This window comes from Aurantibacter sp. UH7 (genome assembly GCF_056839165.1).
In genome coordinates, this window is record NZ_CM166388.1 from 4,365,322 (window position 1) to 4,384,100 (window position 18,779).

Below are 18,779 nucleotides of genomic sequence, written 5' to 3' on the forward strand. Positions count from 1 at the left end.
GGCTTGATAAACGTCTAACGCATTACACTTATTATTTAGTGTAATCCTTTCGAACAACTGGTAATAATTTAGTTGAATCGCAAAATTAAGCTCATCAAAACAATGGAGTTACTTGGCACAAATACTTTTTGAAAAAAATCATCGTTGTATTTTCAGAAACCAATTAACCACAACCAAAATGCAAGAAGAAGGAATTCTACAAATGTTCGGTTTTTTATTACCTGCAGTCGTAACAGGTGTTGTTGCTTTTTACTTTTTTAAAATGCACACTAAAAACGAGGAAGGTCGCCGCCGTTTTATGTTACAAAAAGAGACTCAATCTAGTACCTTACCTATTCGTTTGCAGGCCTACGAAAGAATGGCTTTATTTTTAGAGCGCATAGCAATACCAAACCTAGTTGTTCGAATTGCACCACAAAATGCTGATAAAGCAGACTATGAAAATTTGCTTATCAAAACAATTGAAAGCGAATTTGAACACAATCTTACACAACAAATATATATATCCGATGAATGTTGGAATATTATTAAAGCTGCAAAAAGTGCAACGATTCAAATGATTAGAAAAGCGGCTTTAAGTGAAACCGAATCTGCCGATAAACTTCGAGAAGATGTTTTGACTGAAACAATGGACAAGAGCTCACCTTCCGGTACGGCTTTAGCTTTTGTTAAAAAAGAAATTGGTCAACTTTGGTAAGGTAATTATCGAATTGATTTAATACGAAACCAATACTATTCCAATTCATTTGGTTCAATAGGATTGGTTTCTTCGTTTTTATTTTTGGCGTACAAATACCCACGTTTCCACCAACGAGTCATTTTTTCTTTATTAAAAATCAAAGAATTTGTAGTTAATATAGTAGGCGTATAATACAGGTTAATTATCGCATTTTTCTGATTAGCAACTAATTTACCAATTCTTATATTCTGATTTTCAATACGGTCCAAAATAAAACTCAACATAGTTGTTAGTAGCTCGAATGGGTTACGAGATGGCATACGATTCATATAATTCACCTCAGTATGTAAAACCACAACGTCAATATTTGTAGCACCGCGCCTAATAGCTTCTTCTATAGGTACAATGCTGCCCAAACCACCATCGGCGTACTCACAACCATCTCTACGAACCAAGCTCATAAATGGCGTGTAATTAGATGAAATCCAAATCCAATCACAATACTCATCGTATGTACAATCATTTATTGATTTATATTCAACTTGATTTAGCGATAAATTAGAAACTGTTACAACAACATCATTAGGACCGTTTTTCAGCTCTTCAAATTCTTCAATTGTAAGGCTTTCGCGAATAAGCTTTCTAAGGTTTTCACTCTCTCCAAATGTTTTTTTACCGCGAATTAAGTTCTTAGCAACATTCCAATGATTTATAGAAATTTCATCAACACCGTACTTTTTGGTGATTACAAACGGACAATTACTAAAAATGGTTTTCTGGTCTACATTAGAATAAATCTCCTTGATTTTATCAAGTTTGCCTAATGCCAAATGGGAAATAAGCAAACTACCAGTAGAAGTGCCAACAAAGAGCTCATATTCATTTCCGGCCTCTTGAATAAGAAATTGAGCAACACCACCTGCAAAGGCACCTTTACTGCCACCTCCCGAAATTACTAATGCGCGCATTATTCTTTAAGTTTACTTTTTAAATAACGAATTTCCTCAAAATTTAGTTCTTTTGAAAGCGCTATTAATCGAGGTTCGTATTCTTTATCTTTTAATAAATCATCTAAAATAGCTCTTGTGGCTTTTCTAAATTGCCACGAATGATGGTTCGTTGCCTTTACAAGATTTGTCAAAGCTAATCTATTAAAACCAAATGTTTCCCTTAGATAAAAGAAAGCACTTTGACGAATTTCAAAAGAATATTCCGAACTTGTATAACCACTCAATTCTTGAAAGTATTCCTTTGTTTTCAACGATTCGTATCCATCTGTTAATATAGCTAAAGTTAACCACAGCAATCTTACATTTTTATTTGGAAGTCCTACTATATGCTTGGTTTGATCTAAATATGCTTTCTGATTTTCTGGAAAACTAGACCATAGTTTATACAAAACAGTTTCTTGAGTCACATAACTTTTATCAAAAAGTAGTTTTTCTGCATCATTTCTTAATTCAACAGGAACTTTATCTAATAATTGAGCTCCCTTTTGTCTAATTTCGAGGTTTGAATGTTTTATCGATTCAGCTAAGACCATTTGTGAAGGTTTCTGTTCTAATTTACTTAAAACAGCCAGTTTGTATTCTACAGGCTCATTTATGTCTTTCAATAAATAAGTTATGGCTTCATTATTCATTTCTTCAGTTTCGTAAAACTTATGAATGGAAGAATTATAAGTCATTAAATAAGTCTTCACGTCTTCGGCTGGAAATTCAGTTGCTTCTATCCATTTTGCCTTGTAAGCATCTAAATTTTGTCCAGATGCCAATTCCATTTCTTTAATAAAAAATGCAATAGCTACATTATCATACTTATACTTGTTCAAGTATGTACCTATCCCCTTTTTAAAGGCCTCTACTCCTATTTGTTCTTTTAATACTACCAATGCCCAAGCTCCTTTTTCGTAGAAAGTTGCACTACTAGCTTTTGGGTCTGTTAACGCTTGTCCTCCATCATCATCAGAAATTTTTTGCAACGCTTTTGCAGTATTAAATAATTTCCAATAAAAATAATCATCACCAAATACATGCTGCGCCGCCAGATAGGCATAATAAGTAGCAAAACCTTCTTGCAACCAATGATGTTCGCCACTTTTTTCCGTCACCAAATCACCAAACCATTGGTGGGCTAATTCATGTGCGTTTACATTAAAATAGTTTTTATCAACATATGCAGTGGAATCAATCATAAACTGATCCGAGAAAATAGTAGCACTAGTATTCTCCATGCCAGAATATAAAAAATCGCTTACAGGAATCTGCTTATAATTTTGCCAGGGATAAGCTACTCCTATCTCATTTTCAAGAAAGTCAAAAATTTCCTTCGTATACCGATATGTTGGTTCAACGCGTAAACTATCCTCTGGATAGTAGTAGTTTTCTAAAGTAATTCCGCTATTAGAAATGATTTCTTGCTTATTATAATCACCAATAGCAAAAGCTAACAAATAGCTACTCATGGGGTGTAGCATATCAAAATGCCATATCTTAAAATTATCTTTTTCTTTAGTTGCTTTTACCAATTTTCCGTTTGCAATAACTTTATAGCTATCTGTAGTTTTTATATTTAAATCAAACGCGACTTTCTCCTCCATATCGTCGAAACTTGGCAACCAATGGCTCGTATATTTACCTTGACCTTGGGTCCAAACTTGTTCATTGCCTTTTATAATATCGTCCCATCCTAAAAAGTATACAGTTTGTTTCGGAGTACACGCGTAATCCAGCTGTAATTTATATTTCTTTCCTTTTTTAAATTTTTTAAAAATCGATATTGTACTGCTATCATAAACATGGCGAACCTCTTTTCCATTAATTTGAACAGTTTTAAATGTCATTCTCTTTGCATCTAAAAAAACAGAATCTACATCTTTTACAACATCAAATTCATAAACAACACTCCCTGTTATTTGTTTTTTTACGGGAACAGGCTCAATGGAGACTGTGGCTTCAATAAAGTCAACCTTGTCTTGGTGTTGAGCATGAATAATAGAGGTTAGGAAGAGAAAAAAAAGTGCGAATATTCGTTTCATAAGCATAAAGACTACAAAGTCCACATCAAATTTAAGGTTTTAGTTTGTCGTGTTAAGGTCTAACAACTAATTTAGTCGCATGAATGTTAATCTTCAGACACCTATTGTTTATTTAAAGGGAGTTGGCCCGAATAGGGCCGATACCTTGCAATCAGAATTAGGCATTCAAACGTTTCAAGATTTATTAAATCTTTTTCCGAATCGATATATTGATAAAACTCAGTATTATAAAATTGCGCAATTACAGCGTAGTAATGCAGATGTGCAGGTTAAGGGCAAAATCGTTCATATAAAAACTGTAGAACAAAAGAAAGGTAAGCGTCTTGTTGCAACCTTTTTAGACGATACTGGTGAAATGGAACTCGTTTGGTTTCGGGGTCAAAAATGGATTCGTGAAAACTTAAAACTCAATGAACCCTATGTCATTTTTGGTAAGTGTAATTGGTATGGTGGCAAATTTTCAATGCCGCACCCGGAAATGGAATTATTAAAAGACCACGAAAAGGGACTCAAAATTTCGATGCAGCCTGTTTATCCTTCCACTGAAAAATTGAGTAATAAAGGTATCACCAACCGCGTAATCAATAAACTAGTTCAACAACTTTTTATAGAAACGCAAGGTCGTTTTCCTGAAACGCTATCTCCAAAAATATTAGCAGAGTTAAAATTATTACCGAAAAACGAATCACTTTTTAATATTCATTTTCCAAAAAATCAGGAACTATTAGCCAAAGCGCAATTTCGATTGAAATTTGAAGAGCTCTTTTATATTCAATTGCAGTTGATTTCTAAAAAGATGTTGCGAAAACAAAAAATTAAAGGTTTCAACTTTGACCAAGTTGGTGAGATTTTTAATGATTTTTATCAAAACCATTTACCATTTGAATTAACAAATGCGCAAAAACGAGTAATTAAGGAAATTCGTGCTGATTTAGGTAGTAATGCCCAAATGAATCGGTTATTACAAGGAGATGTTGGTTCGGGTAAAACCATTGTAGCTGTAATGACAATGCTTTTAGCTATTGATAATGGCTTTCAGGCTTGTTTAATGGCTCCAACCGAAATTCTTGCAAATCAACATTACGCAGGTATTGTTGAATTACTAGAAGGTATTGATATTAAATGTGCGCTACTCACTGGTTCTGTCAAAAAGTCTGCACGTAAGCCTATCCATCAACAATTGGAAAGTGGAGAATTACAGATTTTAATTGGAACGCACGCCCTATTAGAGGAAAAAGTTCAATTCCAAAACTTAGGTCTCGCCATTGTTGATGAACAACATCGCTTTGGTGTCGCACAACGGTCTAAATTATGGCATAAGAATGAACTCCCACCTCATGTACTTGTTATGACAGCAACCCCCATTCCAAGGACCTTAGCGATGAGTTTATATGGTGATTTGGACATTTCAGTTATAGATGAACTTCCTCCAGGGAGAAAACCTATAAAAACGGTACATCGGTTTGATTCCAATCGATTGAAAGTTTTCCAATTTATTCGCGATGAAATCCAAAAAGGAAGGCAGATTTATATGGTTTACCCACTTATACAGGAATCCGAAGCGCTGGACTATAAAGATTTAATGGATGGTTATGAAAGTGTAGCTCGTGATTTCCCCTTACCCAATTATCAAATTTCTATTGTACATGGCAAAATGAAACCAGCAGATAAAGAATTTGAGATGAATCGTTTTGTGAAGGGTGAAACGCAAATAATGGTCGCTACAACCGTAATTGAAGTTGGAGTTAATGTACCGAATGCCTCCGTAATGATTATAGAAAGTGCTGAGCGATTCGGTTTATCACAATTACATCAATTAAGAGGACGCGTAGGGCGTGGGGCAGATCAGAGTTATTGCATTTTAATGACCAGTCATAAGTTATCCGCAGAAGCAAAAACCAGATTAGAAACCATGGTCGCTACCAACGATGGATTTGAAATTGCTGAAGTAGACCTAAAGCTCCGTGGGCCAGGTGATTTAATGGGCACACAACAAAGTGGCATTCTCAATCTAAAAATTGCAGATATTATAAAAGACAATGATATTCTAAAAACGGCCCGTTATTATGCTATTCAATGTCTTAAGGAAGATTCTACTTTAGAAAAACCAGAAAACGCGTTAATACGTCAGGCGTACGCACAATTGGTTAAGCATAAAAACATCTGGACGTATATTAGTTAAATTGAAGAGCCTGATACTGCATAAAAAAATCCCAACGACCTATTCATGCTCATAGGGTATCATTTCCAATAAATGCTGAATTGCTTTTATTCTTGCTTTAGGTTTGTTATTTCCTTCAATAACAACCCAAGGAGCTATTTCAGTATTAGTTTCTTTAAACATTCGTTCTTTATAACGCGTATAATCATCCCATAATTCTTGGGCTTTACGATCTACATCGGTCATTTTCCAACGTTTAAGGGGACTCTTTTTTATATCATCAAACCGTTTTTTCTGCTCCTCTTTAGATATTGAGAAGTAAAACTTAATTAAATAAGTGCCAGATTGTAAAAGCATTTTCTCAAAGTCGTTTACTTGCGACATGAAAATTTCATACTCTTCTTGGGTACAAAAGTTATTTACCGGATCTACACCTGCTCTATTGTACCAACTACGGTCAAAAAAAACAATTTCACCAGGTTTTGGTAGGTGATTAATATAGCGCTGAAAGAACCATTGTTCTTTTTCGTCACTATTTGGCTTATTCAGTGCTACTATTTTTATATGTCTTGGATTAATATATTCTGTAATTCTTCTAATAGCACCACCTTTACCTGCAGCATCTCTACCTTCAAAAAGAACTACTACCCGCTGATTAGTATTAATAACCCAATTGTGTAATTTAATAAGTTCTTCCTGAGCTTTTTTTAATTCAACAGCATGCTTAGTACTCTCAATAGCCTTATCTACATTTACTTTTTTATTCTTCAACAAAGCGTAAAGTCCCAATTTACTGTTTAGTAAATTGATATCTTCAGTCGTAGGAACATTTTCTTTCATCATCTTAAATTTTAAATATCAATTTGAACTGCACTGCGATGGTATCTAGTAATCACATCGGGGTCTGGTAATAAATTAATACCTGATTCGCCTTTACGATCGTAGTCAAATTGCGATAAGACATAACGCATACTCTCTAATCGAGCTTGTTTTTTATCATTTGTTTTTACTATTATCCAAGGACAAAAATTGGTATGTGTTTTACTAAACATCTGTTCTTTATAATGCGTGTAGTCATCCCACAGTTCTTGTCCTTTCATATCAACAGGACTAAATTTCCAACGCTTAAGCGGATTATCTAATCGATCATCAAATCTTTTTTTCTGTTCTTCTTTTGAAATCGAAAACCAAAATTTAATTATTTTCATATCATCTTCATACAAAAGATGCTCAAATTCAGGCACCTGAACCATAAACTTGTTGTATTGTTTTTGTGTACAAAATCCCATTACTGGTTCCACTACCGCCCTATTATACCAACTACGATCAAAAAAAACAATCTCTTTGGGATTAGGTAAAACCTTAATATAACGTCGAAAATACCATTGTCCTTTTTCTTCTTCAGTAGGCTTTGTAAGCGCAACTACTCTTGACGTTCGTGGATTTAAATGCTCCTTAAATCTTTTTATTGAACCTCCTTTACCTGCAGCATCTCTGCCCTCAAAAACTATAGCAACGCGCATTTCATTTTTAGCAATCCACTTTTGCAAGTTCACAAATTCAGATTGCAACTGTTCTAATTCAGTTTCGTATTTTATTTTTTTTAAAACTTTGGAAATAGAAACTTTTTTTTCTTTAGCTAACTTTATTAGTTCACTTCTGGTTTTAATATTTTTTAAATCTTCATATTCTAATTTCATACTACTCCAATAATTTTAACTCCAACCACTAAGAATAAACCTCGATATACTCATTTATGTCAATCTATCAGTTGGCTTGGGTTCTTAACCCAAATATAATTTAAACTTAATAACAAATTATATCATAGTTGTCATGTTATGGCATGAATTTGTATTTAAGTTGTTGAACATCGTAATTTTCAATCCCAATAATTTCCTAAAACAAGCACTTTCACTAGATTTGTTAGCTTAGAATTCAAAGACAATGAGTACGAAAAAGACATTATTTGACAAAGTGTGGGATTCACACGTTGTTCATCAGATTGAAAATGGCCCCGATGTATTGTTCATCGACCGCCACATGGTTCACGAAGTAACAAGTCCTGTTGCTTTTTTAGGATTAAAGAATAGAGGCATTCGCGTAATGCATCCTGAAAAAACATTTGCAACAGCCGATCATAATACACCAACAATCAATCAACATTTGCCAGTTGAAGACCCACTTTCAGCAAATCAGTTGAAAATGTTAGAAGAAAACGCCAATGAATATGGTATTTCTTATTGGGGTCTTGGACATGAAAAAAACGGAATTGTACATGTTGTTGGTCCCGAATACGGAATTACACAACCTGGTGCTACAATTGTATGTGGTGATTCACATACATCTACACATGGCGCCTTCGGAGCTATTGCCTTCGGTATAGGTACTTCAGAAGTAGAAATGGTACTGGCAACACAATGTATTATGCAGCCAAAACCAAAAAGTATGCGAATTAACATAACAGGAGATTTGCAATATGGTGTTACTCCAAAAGATGTTGCCTTATTTATTATTTCGCAATTAACTACCTCTGGTGCTACAGGTTATTTTGTAGAATATGCTGGTGATGTTTTCAAGAATATGACCATGGAAGGTCGTATGACTGTTTGCAACTTAAGTATTGAAATGGGTGCTCGTGGTGGCATGATAGCCCCTGATGAAACTACATTCCATTACGTAAAAGACAGAGAATTTACGCCGAAAGGAGATGCTTGGAATACTGCAATGGATTACTGGCAAACCTTATATACTGATGAAGGAGCTGAATTTGATAAGGAATTGACTTTCGATGGTTCGAAAATTGAACCAATGATTACTTATGGTACCAACCCAGGAATGGGTATGGGAATTTCTAATGATATTCCTAATGCCGAAGCAGTAAAAGGTGGAGCTGCTACTTATAAGAAGTCTTTACAATATATGAAATTTGATGAAGGCGATTCAATGATAGGTAAGCCTATTGATTTTGTTTTCTTAGGAAGTTGTACAAACGGTAGAATTGAAGATTTTAGAGCTTTTGCATCTATCGTTAAAGGCAAAAAGAAAGCTGACAATGTAACAGCATGGTTGGTTCCTGGTAGTCATCAAGTAGAAGCTGCAATTAAAGATGAAGGCATTTTAGATATTCTAAATGAAGCTGGTTTTGAATTACGTGAACCAGGTTGCTCTGCATGTTTAGCAATGAACGATGATAAAGTACCTCCTGGCAAACTAGCAGTTAGTACTTCAAATAGAAACTTTGAAGGAAGACAAGGTCCCGGTTCAAGAACGCTTTTAGCTAGTCCACTTGTTGCAGCTGCAGCAGCGGTTACTGGTAAAGTTACAGATCCAAGAGAATTAATGAAAGAAATGGTTGCTGGTTGATGGTTCTCAGTTGTCTGTAGTGATTACAGTAACTATTACAAAAACTATCAACAAACAACTATTAACGAATAATGAAATAAAATGGCATACGATAAATTCACAACCTTAAAATCAACAGCGGTTCCCCTTCCTATAGAGAATGTGGACACCGATCAAATAATACCTGCTCGTTTCTTAAAAGCAACAGAGCGTAAAGGTTTTGGGGATAATCTTTTTAGAGATTGGCGCTACAACCAAGATAATTCACCCAAAGAAGATTTTGTATTAAACAATCCAAAATATAGTGGAAAAATACTTGTTGGGGGCGCAAATTTTGGTTCAGGTTCATCAAGAGAGCATGCAGCTTGGGCAGTATACGACTATGGATTTCGTTGTGTAATCTCAAGTTTCTTCGCAGATATATTTAGAGGTAACTGCTTAAATATTGGAGTTTTACCAATACAAGTTAGTGCAGACTTTTTACAGAAAATATTTGCCGTGATTGAAGCTGATGCCAATGCTGAATTCGAAGTGAGTTTAGTTGATCAAAAAGTAACAATAGTAGCGACAGGAGAAAGTGAACCTTTTGATATCAATGAGTATAAAAAAGGGAACATGACTAATGGTTTTGACGATATTGACTACTTGTTGAATATTAAAGAGAATATTCAAACATTCGCAAAAAGTACGCCTTTATAGTCATTAGTTAATCCCCAAATCAAGTAGCAAATTCATACTTGAGTAGAAATACAATGAAAAAAAGAACCATTGAAATAATGGATACGACACTCCGCGACGGGGAACAAACGTCTGGAGTGTCCTTTTCAGCATCAGAAAAGCTAACCCTAGCTAAATTACTTTTAGAAGAGTTAAAAGTTGATCGTATAGAAGTTGCATCGGCAAGAGTATCCGATGGAGAATTAGAGGCCGTACAACAAATTACAAGTTGGGCATCTGAAAACGGTCATTTAGAGAATGTAGAAGTATTAACTTTTACCGATGGTGGTGTTTCTTTAAAGTGGATGGAAAAGGCTGGTGCCAAGGTGCAAAACCTTTTAACCAAAGGATCTTTAAATCATTTAAAGCATCAACTAAAAAAGACACCTGAGCAACATTTTTCTGAAATTTCAAAAGTATTTGCACAAGCTCAAAAAAAAGGAATTACCAATAATATCTATCTGGAAGACTGGAGTAATGGAATGCGAAATTCTCCGGAATATGTATTTCAGTTTCTAGACTTTTTAGCAACTCAACCGGTAAAACGAATATTATTACCAGATACATTAGGAGTTTTAACACATACCGAAACTTTTAAATTTATCTCTGAAATTGTAGAACGGTATCCAGATTTACATTTTGATTTTCACGGTCATAACGATTATGATTTAAGTGTGGCAAATGTGATGGAAGCATTAAAAGCTGGATGTCATGGTCTACACCTTACTGTAAACGGTATGGGTGAACGTGCAGGAAATGCGCCAATGGCTAGTACAATTGCTGTTATTAATGACTTTTTACCTGAAATTAAAATTCAAGTTAACGAAAAGGCTCTTTTTAAAGTTAGCAAGTTAGTATCTGCATTTACTGGAGTTGGAATTCCGTCGAACAAACCAATTGTAGGCGATAGCGTTTTTACACAAACAGCTGGTATTCATGCAGATGGAGATAATAAAAACAATTTATATTTCAGTGATCTAATGCCAGAGCGTTTTGGACGAAAGCGAAAATATGCCTTGGGTAAAATGTCTGGAAAAGCTAATATTCAGAAGAATTTACAAGAACTTGGATTAACCTTAAATGATGATGAATTAAAAAAAGTTACTGCCAGAATTATCGAATTAGGTGATAAAAAAGAACGTGTTACCAAAGAAGATTTACCGTATATTATATCGGACGTTTTAGATACAGATTACCAACAAAAGGTATTTGTTAAATCATATGTATTAACGCACGCCAAGGGTTTACAACCTTCCACTACCCTTTCATTAGAAATAAACGGAAAGAGTTATGAGGAAAATGCGTCTGGTGATGGGCAATATGATGCTTTTATGAATGCACTGCGTAAAATCTATGATTCACGTAAAGTAGCATTACCAACTTTGGTTGATTATGCGGTTCGTATTCCACCTGGTAGTAATTCAGATGCTTTATGTGAAACTATAATCACATGGGAATCAGAAGGAAAAGAATTTATTTCTAGAGGATTAGATTCAGATCAAACGGTGTCAGCAATTAAAGCAACTGAGAAGATGCTTAATATTATATAAATGGGCTAACTCCCTTAAGGGAATTAAATTGACAACTAAAATATTGTCCTGAGCGTAGCCAAATATAACAACGCAAAGGAGTTTGAAGAGAATAAATATAGATTAAAAAGAGCGTAAGGCGTACAGCGTTTCGCGTAAAGCAAAAAAGAATGAAACTAAATATTGCCCTTTTAGCCGGAGATGGAATCGGCCCTGAAGTAATTGATCAAGCCGTAAAAGTATGTGATGCTATTGCAACAAAATACAGTCACGATATAACATGGAAACCTGCATTAACTGGTGCTGCAGCAATAGATGCTGTTGGAGAACCTTATCCTGATTCAACACATGAGGTTTGTGCAAATGCAGACGCTGTATTGTTTGGTGCTATTGGTCATCCACGTTTTGACAATGATCCGACGGCTAAAGTACGTCCGGAGCAAGGTTTATTAAAAATGCGTCAAAAATTAGGCCTATTTGCTAATGTAAGACCAACATTTACTTTCCCTTCATTAATAGATAAATCTCCTTTAAAAAGAGAACGTATAGAAGGAACTGACTTAATAATCCTTCGAGAGTTAACAGGTGGTGTTTATTTTGGAGAGCGCGGAAGAAAAGACGATGGCAATACTGCTTTTGATACTATGACCTACCAACGTTTTGAGATTGAACGTTTGGCAACAAAAGGTTTCGAAATGGCAATGAAGCGTTCTAAAAGACTTTGTTGTGTTGATAAAGCAAATGTATTAGAATCGTCAAGACTATGGAGAGAAACAGTACAGGCTATGGAAAAAGATTATCCTGAAGTTGAAGTTTCTTATGAGTTTATTGATGCCGTTGCTATGCGATTGGTACAATGGCCGAAAGATTACGATGTAATGATAACTGCCAACTTATTTGGTGACATCTTAACTGATGAAGCTTCTGTAATAGCGGGTTCTATGGGCTTAATGCCTTCTTCATCTGTAGGAAGCAAAGTTTCATTATATGAGCCTATACACGGTTCGTATCCACAAGCAGCGGGAAAAGATATTGCAAATCCGTTAGCCACTGTATTATCAGCAGCCATGTTATTTGAAGATATGGATTTAACTGCCGAGGCTCAGGCAATACGTGATGTTGTAAATAAATCATTAGCAGAAGGAATTGTGACTGAAGATTTAGCTGAAGGTGGAAAAGCTTACAAAACAAGTGAAGTTGGTGATTGGTTAGCGAAGAATATCTAAAATCATTTCATTAAAACATAAAAACCCCAGAAATAGTTTTGCTATTTCTGGGGTTTATTATTTCTTTTTCAATTAATCTTTTTACTATTGCCCTCCATAGGCCATACTTCTTCTTTTGGCAGTTTTCTTCTTTCGTACTATAATTATTGAAACAGCCATTACAACTCCCATTCCTGCTAATACAGAACCAACAAGTCCTGCTGAAGTATACCCATATCCTAAAGCTATTGGTAGTCCAGCAAGATAAGCCCCAGAGGCATTACCCATATTAAATGCACTTTGATTCATTGATGATGCAAGCATTTCTGAGCCCTTTGCAGAGTTGATTATTGCCATTTGAATTGGTGTTGAAACACTAAAAGAAACCGCTCCAATAATAAAGGTTAAACCTAATATTAAATACGGATTTGTTGCCACAAATGCATTAATCAATAATACCAAGACCATAATCGATAAACTTATTGCTACTGCTTTTAGGGGATAGAAAATTTCAGCCATTTTAGCTCCCAGAAAATTACCAACTACCATTCCTAGTCCGGCAATAATCATAGCATAACCTACAACACTTTCTGGATGTCCTGCCACTTTAGTTATTAACGGAGCAATATAACTGTACCAAGCAAAGAAGCCTCCAGTACCAATTGTTGTTAGTAAAATAAGTATCCAAAGCTCAGTATTCTTAAGCCCTTGATTTCCTTCTTCTTTAGATTTTGCTGGTTCTGGCTCAAAATGAGGCATCCAAAAATAGATACTTGCCATGGTTATTATACCCACAATACCTACCATCAGAAAAGAAACACTCCATCCAAATTCATGTCCCAAGTATGTTCCAAGAGGTACACCAATTACATTTGCGATAGTTAACCCTGCGAACATAGTAGCAATGGCTTGTGCTGCTTTTCCTGGTTTAGCAAGTTTACCAGCAACTACAGCTCCAATTCCAAAAAAGGCACCATGCGGTAAACCTGATAAAAATCGATAGAAAAGCAAGGTTCCATAATTATCTGCAAATGCCGATATCGTATTAAATACAGTAAACCACAGCATTAAATACAATAATACTTTTTCAGCATTCATTTTTGAGGCGAACTTGGTAAATAATGGAGCTCCTACTACAACCCCTAATGCATACGCGGCAATAAAATGCCCTGCCTGAGGTATTGTAATATTTAATCCAGCTGCTACATCGGGCAAAATACCCATAATAACAAATTCTGTTAATCCGATTCCGAAACCTCCCAACGCTAAGGCGATTAAGGCTTTTTTGTTTGATGTTTTTAATTTCATAGCTAACATTATTAATGGTTGTACATTTTCAAAAAAGCAGTGTTCTTTTTAAAGTCTGTAAAACAATTATAATTGTCGGTACAAAGTTAGGATGGACTTTTATTTTTATAATATGTGCAATTATCCAATGTATATGCTATTTTAACACGCTAATTAAGGGATGAACATTTTTGAGGTAATTGAGCATATATTGTTGATTTTAAGTAGCTTTTAAATCAGAAAGTAGAGAATCCCAAAAGTTTTTAGGAGTAAAAGTCATAAAATGATAAAAGGAAGTATGTGAGTCACAATATTTATATCCGCAAAAAAGCCTGAACATTTTTAAAATGAACAGGCCAGTATTAAGTTTAAATTCTAAAAACTATAAAATATAATCTGTGCTAACAAAGTTAGAAAGCTTTGCTCCTAACAAGTGTTCTATAGTTTCATTGTTTAGGTCATTATCTTTAAAAGCTACAAAAGTTCGAATTGAGAATGAACGTAATGCATCATGAACACTTAAGGTTGCCTGGGCTGAATCTTTTCTTCCTGTAAATGGATAAACATCAGGTCCACGTTGACATGAACTATTTAAATTCACACGGCACACCAAGTTGACCAAAGCATCAATTAATGGAGAAAGTGCATAGACATCTTTACCAAACAAACTCACTTGTTGCCCATAATTACTATCTGCCATATCATCTAAAGGTTCTTCAATATCATTAAATGAAACTACGGGTATTACTGGTCCAAATTGCTCCTCTTGATACACTCGCATATCTTTAGTAACTGGGTATAGTACTGCCGGCCAAATATAATTATCAAAACGCTGACCTCCTTTTTTATTCATGATTTTAGCACCTTTAGCAAGGGCATCATCAATAAGTTCCTGAATATATTCAGGTTTTTGAGGTTCTGGCAATGGTGTTAATTTAACACCATCTTCCCAAGGGTTTCCAAATTTTAAACTATCAACAGAACTTGCTAATTGTTTTAAAAAGGTTTCCCTAACATCATTATGAACATAAACTATTTTTAATGCTGTACAACGTTGACCATTAAAAGAAGTAGTACCAGCTACAACTTCATTAATCGTAAGTTTCATATCTGCATCCGGTAAAATAATTGCTGGATTTTTCGCTTCTAATCCTAATACTAGTCGTAATCTATTACTTTTTGGGTGTTGATTTTGTAAAGCATTTGCAGATTTACTATTTCCGATAAGTGCCAAAATATCAACCTTTCCAGTTTTCATTATTGGAGCTGCTACTGCTCTACCTCTACCGAATAAAATATTGATAACACCTTTTGGAAAACTATTTTGAAAAGCCTCTAACAATGGCGTAATTAATAGAACACCATGTTTAGCAGGCTTAAAAATTGCTGTATTCCCCATAATAATAGCAGGAATCAATAAAGCAAAAGTCTCATTTAATGGATAGTTATAAGGCCCTAAACATAAAACCACTCCTAACGGACCACGTTTTATATGTGCGTAAACACCATCGTGTTTATGAAACTTTGCTGCATCGCGATCTAACTGCTTGTAATCTTCAATAGTATCATAAACATATTCAACTGTACGGTCAAATTCTTTCTGTGAATCTGGCAAGGACTTACCAATTTCCCACATTAAAAGTTTTACGATTTCCTCCCGTTTGGTTTCCATTTGCTTCACAAACTTCTCCATACACTCAATTCGGTCTTTAACCCCCATAGTTGGCCAAACACCCTGTCCTTTATTATATGCCTTTTGCGCTGCTTCAAGTGCTTCTAAGGCTTCTTTTTCTCCCATATCAGGAATACTCCCTAAAGCGGTGGGTGCATATTCTTCTGTAGAAGATATTGTTGAGTAAACCGTTGTCGAATCACCTGCCCAAGCTCTCAACTCTCCATTTAACAGGTAGCGTTGTTGATGTATTTGCTCATTAATTTCAAATTCTGCGGGTATCTTATTACTCATTTGGTTTAATTTCTAATTAAAATTAATCTTATTTCTATTATAAAAATGAACACCTTAAACTAAATATTGAAACAAATCTGGTTTGTCATTTAAGTAGTCGCCATAAAAGTTATTTTCTTTCATTCTTTGTATTAAAGGTGCCAAATCATCTGGACTCTTCAATTCTATCCCAACAATAGCAGGAGCTGTCTCTTTACTCGATTTTTTTGAATACTCAAAATGAGTAATATCATCATTTTCGCCTAATATTTCTGCAACGAATTCTTTTAAAGCACCGGGGCGTTGTGGAAACCTAATAATAAAGTAATGTTTTAGTTTAGCATATAATAATGCACGTTCTTTAATTTCAGGCGTTCTGGTAATATCATTATTGCTTCCACTAATAATACAAACAACATTTTTACCTTTTATTACTTCTGAATATTTATCTAAAATAGCAATAGTTAAAGCTCCAGCAGGTTCTACAACAATAGCGTCTCTATTGTATAATTCTAAAATAGACTCACATACTTTTCCTTCTGGCACGGTAACCATTTCACTCAAATTATCTTTACAGATATTAAAAGTTAAATCACCCACACGTTTTACGGCTGCGCCATCAACAAATTTATCAATGCTCGAAAGTTCTGTATTTTCATTGTTGGCAATTGATGTTTTCATAGAAGGCGCTCCTTCTGGTTCTACACCAATGATTTTTGTATCTGGTGATAATGCTTTAAATGTACCAATAAGTCCAGATGCTAATCCACCTCCACCAACGGCCACAAAAACATAATCTATTGGTGTTTTTGAACTTTCAATAATCTCAACTCCAACAGTACCTTGACCTTCAATAATCTTGGGGTCATCAAAAGGATGGATAAACACTTTATTATTTGCTTCACAATAGGCTTTAGCAGCCTTAAAAGAATCATCAAAAGTATCACCCTCTAAAACGATAGTCACCCATGTCTCACCAAACATTTTAGTTTGCTCAACCTTTTGTTTAGGAGTAACTGAGGGCATATAAATAGTTGCTTCTATACCTAAATACTTACAGGCAAAGGCTACTCCTTGTGCGTGATTACCAGCACTAGCACAGACAATTCCGTTTTTGCATTCTTCAGGTGTAAGCGAACTAATCTTATTGTATGCTCCTCTAATTTTATACGATCGAACTCGATGTAAATCTTCTCTTTTTAAGAGAATATTCGCTTCATACTTATTCGATAATCGAATAGAATGCATAAGCGGCGTCGGTTCAGCAATTTGCCGAATATTCAACGCCGCTTTTTGTATATCTTCTATTTTGGGAAAATAGCTCATAGAAACAATGCCTCAAAAGTTATTAATCCCAAATATAAAGTTTTAAACTATGGGTTTCATTGCAGTCATAGATTCTCTTAAACGAGTACCAACAACTTCTACATCATGAATTCTTAACGCCTTGTTTACTGCAATTAATTTAGCATTGTCTACACCGGCATCTTTTCCTTCGTTATAAGCTTTCCCAATTACATCGGTTTCAATTTTTGTCATAAAATCAGCTAATAAAGGTTTACAAGCGTGATCAAATAAATAACAACCGTATTCCGCAGTATCAGAAATAACTCTGTTCATTTCAAACAATTTCTTTCTAGCGATTGTATTTGCTATTAAAGGAGTTTCGTGTAAAGACTCGTAATAAGCAGATTCTCCGATAATTCCAGATTCCGTCATGCTTTCGTAAGCTAACTCTACACCCGCACGTACCATAGCAACCATTAATACACCATGATCGTAATACTCTTGTTCAGAAATTTCAACATCAGCAGCTGGAGTTTTTTCAAATGCAGTTTCACCAGTAGCAGCACGCCAACCTAATAGGTTTTTATCATCATTAGCCCAATCTTCCATCATAGTTTTTGAGAAATGACCAGTCATAATATCATCCATATGCTTTTGAAAAAGCGGACGCATAATATCTTTTAATTCTTCTGATAATTCAAAGGCTTTGATTTTCGCAGGATTTGATAAACGGTCCATCATGTTAGTGATACCGCCATATTTCATTCCCTCAGTTATAGTTTCCCAACCGTATTGAATTAATTTAGAAGCATAACCAGCATCAATACCTTTTTCTATCATTTTATCAAAACAAAGAATACTTCCCGTTTGTAATAAACCACAAAGTATCGTTTGTTCGCCCATTAAATCAGATTTAACTTCAGCAACGAAAGATGACATAAGAACACCTGCTCTATTACCACCTGTACCGGCAGCATAAGCTTTAGCTTGCTCAAGTCCTTTTCCTTGAGGATCATTATCTGGGTGTACTGCAATTAAAGTTGGCACTCCAAATCCTCTTTTATATTCTTCGCGAACTTCAGAACCTGGGCATTTTGGTGCTACCATAATTACAGTTAAATCTTCACGAATCTGCATACCTTCTTCAACAATATTGAAACCATGTGAATACGATAAAGTAGCTCCTTTTTTCATTAATGGCATTACAGTACTAACCACATTTGTATGTTGCTTATCTGGAGTAAGATTGATTACAACATCCGCATCTGGCACCAATTCTTCGTATGTACCTACTGTAAATCCGTTTTCACTAGCGTTTAAAAAAGACTGACGTTTTTCTTGAATTGCAGCTGCTCTAAGCGTATAAGAAATATCTAAACCTGAATCACGCATGTTTAATCCTTGGTTTAATCCTTGAGCTCCACAACCAATAATTACAATTTTTTTCCCTTTTAATGCATTTACACCATCAGAGAACTCACTAGATTCCATGAATCTACATTTTCCTAATTGTGTTAGTTTATCTCTTAGTGATAGTGTATTAAAATAATTTGCCATTTAAATAGTGTTTTTAAGTGCTTTCCCTTTGAA

Annotated in this window: 14 protein-coding genes; 6 read left to right on the forward strand and 8 right to left on the reverse strand. The window is 34.9% G+C overall.

Going from position 1 to position 18,779, the window contains the following annotated elements; genetic code table 11:
- Positions 1 to 178 precede the first annotated feature (178 nt).
- Entirely contained in the window at positions 179 to 697 is a 519-nt protein-coding gene (locus UH7x_RS18530; RefSeq protein ID WP_482361416.1) for a DUF7935 family protein, read from the forward strand.
- A gap of 35 nt (positions 698 to 732) precedes the next feature.
- Here UH7x_RS18530 and UH7x_RS18535 read toward each other — a convergent pair whose 3' ends face one another.
- Complete coding sequence (locus UH7x_RS18535; protein WP_482361417.1) at positions 733 to 1,647, reverse strand: patatin-like phospholipase family protein; 915 nt, start codon at positions 1,645 to 1,647, stop codon at positions 733 to 735.
- Positions 1,647 to 3,716 carry a M1 family metallopeptidase gene (locus UH7x_RS18540; protein WP_482361418.1) on the reverse strand — a complete coding sequence of 690 codons (2,070 nt, stop codon included), beginning with the start codon at positions 3,714 to 3,716 and terminating at the stop codon, positions 1,647 to 1,649. The genes UH7x_RS18535 and UH7x_RS18540 overlap by 1 nt, the downstream gene beginning before the upstream one ends.
- A gap of 79 nt (positions 3,717 to 3,795) precedes the next feature.
- Here UH7x_RS18540 and recG point away from each other — a divergent pair, with 79 nt between their 5' ends.
- Positions 3,796 to 5,898 (forward strand): ATP-dependent DNA helicase RecG, encoded by a 2,103-nt coding sequence (recG, locus tag UH7x_RS18545; RefSeq protein ID WP_482361419.1) that lies wholly within the window; start codon positions 3,796 to 3,798, stop codon positions 5,896 to 5,898.
- A gap of 39 nt (positions 5,899 to 5,937) precedes the next feature.
- Here the strand turns inward: recG and ppk2 (UH7x_RS18550) are convergent, their stop codons facing one another.
- The gene (gene ppk2, locus UH7x_RS18550) at positions 5,938 to 6,720 is read right to left on the reverse strand and encodes a polyphosphate kinase 2 (protein ID WP_482361420.1); all 783 of its coding nucleotides are present in this window, start codon (positions 6,718 to 6,720) and stop codon (positions 5,938 to 5,940) included.
- A gap of 8 nt (positions 6,721 to 6,728) precedes the next feature.
- Positions 6,729 to 7,577 (reverse strand): polyphosphate kinase 2, encoded by an 849-nt coding sequence (gene ppk2, locus UH7x_RS18555; protein ID WP_482361421.1) that lies wholly within the window; start codon positions 7,575 to 7,577, stop codon positions 6,729 to 6,731.
- Between the two features lie 244 nt (positions 7,578 to 7,821).
- Here ppk2 (UH7x_RS18555) and leuC point away from each other — a divergent pair, with 244 nt between their 5' ends.
- The 4 genes from leuC to leuB all read left to right on the forward strand — a co-directional run bounded on the left by leuC (position 7,822) and on the right by leuB (position 12,691).
- A complete protein-coding gene (gene leuC, locus UH7x_RS18560) occupies positions 7,822 to 9,240 on the forward strand; it encodes a 3-isopropylmalate dehydratase large subunit (protein WP_482361422.1) in 1,419 nt (472 codons plus the stop codon).
- A gap of 81 nt (positions 9,241 to 9,321) precedes the next feature.
- Positions 9,322 to 9,918, forward strand: coding sequence for a 3-isopropylmalate dehydratase small subunit (leuD, locus tag UH7x_RS18565; protein ID WP_482361423.1), 597 nt, complete (start codon positions 9,322 to 9,324; stop codon positions 9,916 to 9,918).
- A 53-nt stretch (positions 9,919 to 9,971) separates the two neighbouring features.
- The gene (locus UH7x_RS18570; protein WP_482361424.1) at positions 9,972 to 11,486 is read left to right on the forward strand and encodes an alpha-isopropylmalate synthase regulatory domain-containing protein; all 1,515 of its coding nucleotides are present in this window, start codon (positions 9,972 to 9,974) and stop codon (positions 11,484 to 11,486) included.
- Positions 11,487 to 11,635: 149 nt separating this feature from the next.
- Positions 11,636 to 12,691, forward strand: a complete 1,056-nt coding sequence (gene leuB, locus UH7x_RS18575) for a 3-isopropylmalate dehydrogenase (protein WP_482361425.1) — start codon at positions 11,636 to 11,638, stop codon at positions 12,689 to 12,691.
- Positions 12,692 to 12,775: 84 nt separating this feature from the next.
- Here leuB and UH7x_RS18580 read toward each other — a convergent pair whose 3' ends face one another.
- The 4 genes from UH7x_RS18580 to ilvC form a co-directional block, all read right to left on the reverse strand.
- Positions 12,776 to 13,978, reverse strand: coding sequence for an MFS transporter (locus UH7x_RS18580; protein ID WP_482361426.1), 1,203 nt, complete (start codon positions 13,976 to 13,978; stop codon positions 12,776 to 12,778).
- A 361-nt stretch (positions 13,979 to 14,339) separates the two neighbouring features.
- The gene (locus UH7x_RS18585; RefSeq protein ID WP_482361427.1) at positions 14,340 to 15,923 is read right to left on the reverse strand and encodes an NADP-dependent glyceraldehyde-3-phosphate dehydrogenase; all 1,584 of its coding nucleotides are present in this window, start codon (positions 15,921 to 15,923) and stop codon (positions 14,340 to 14,342) included.
- 54 nt (positions 15,924 to 15,977) lie between these two features.
- Complete coding sequence (gene ilvA / locus UH7x_RS18590; protein WP_482361428.1) at positions 15,978 to 17,228, reverse strand: threonine ammonia-lyase IlvA; 1,251 nt, start codon at positions 17,226 to 17,228, stop codon at positions 15,978 to 15,980.
- A gap of 42 nt (positions 17,229 to 17,270) precedes the next feature.
- A complete protein-coding gene (ilvC, locus tag UH7x_RS18595) occupies positions 17,271 to 18,746 on the reverse strand; it encodes a ketol-acid reductoisomerase (RefSeq protein WP_482361429.1) in 1,476 nt (491 codons plus the stop codon).
- Positions 18,747 to 18,779 lie beyond the last annotated feature (33 nt).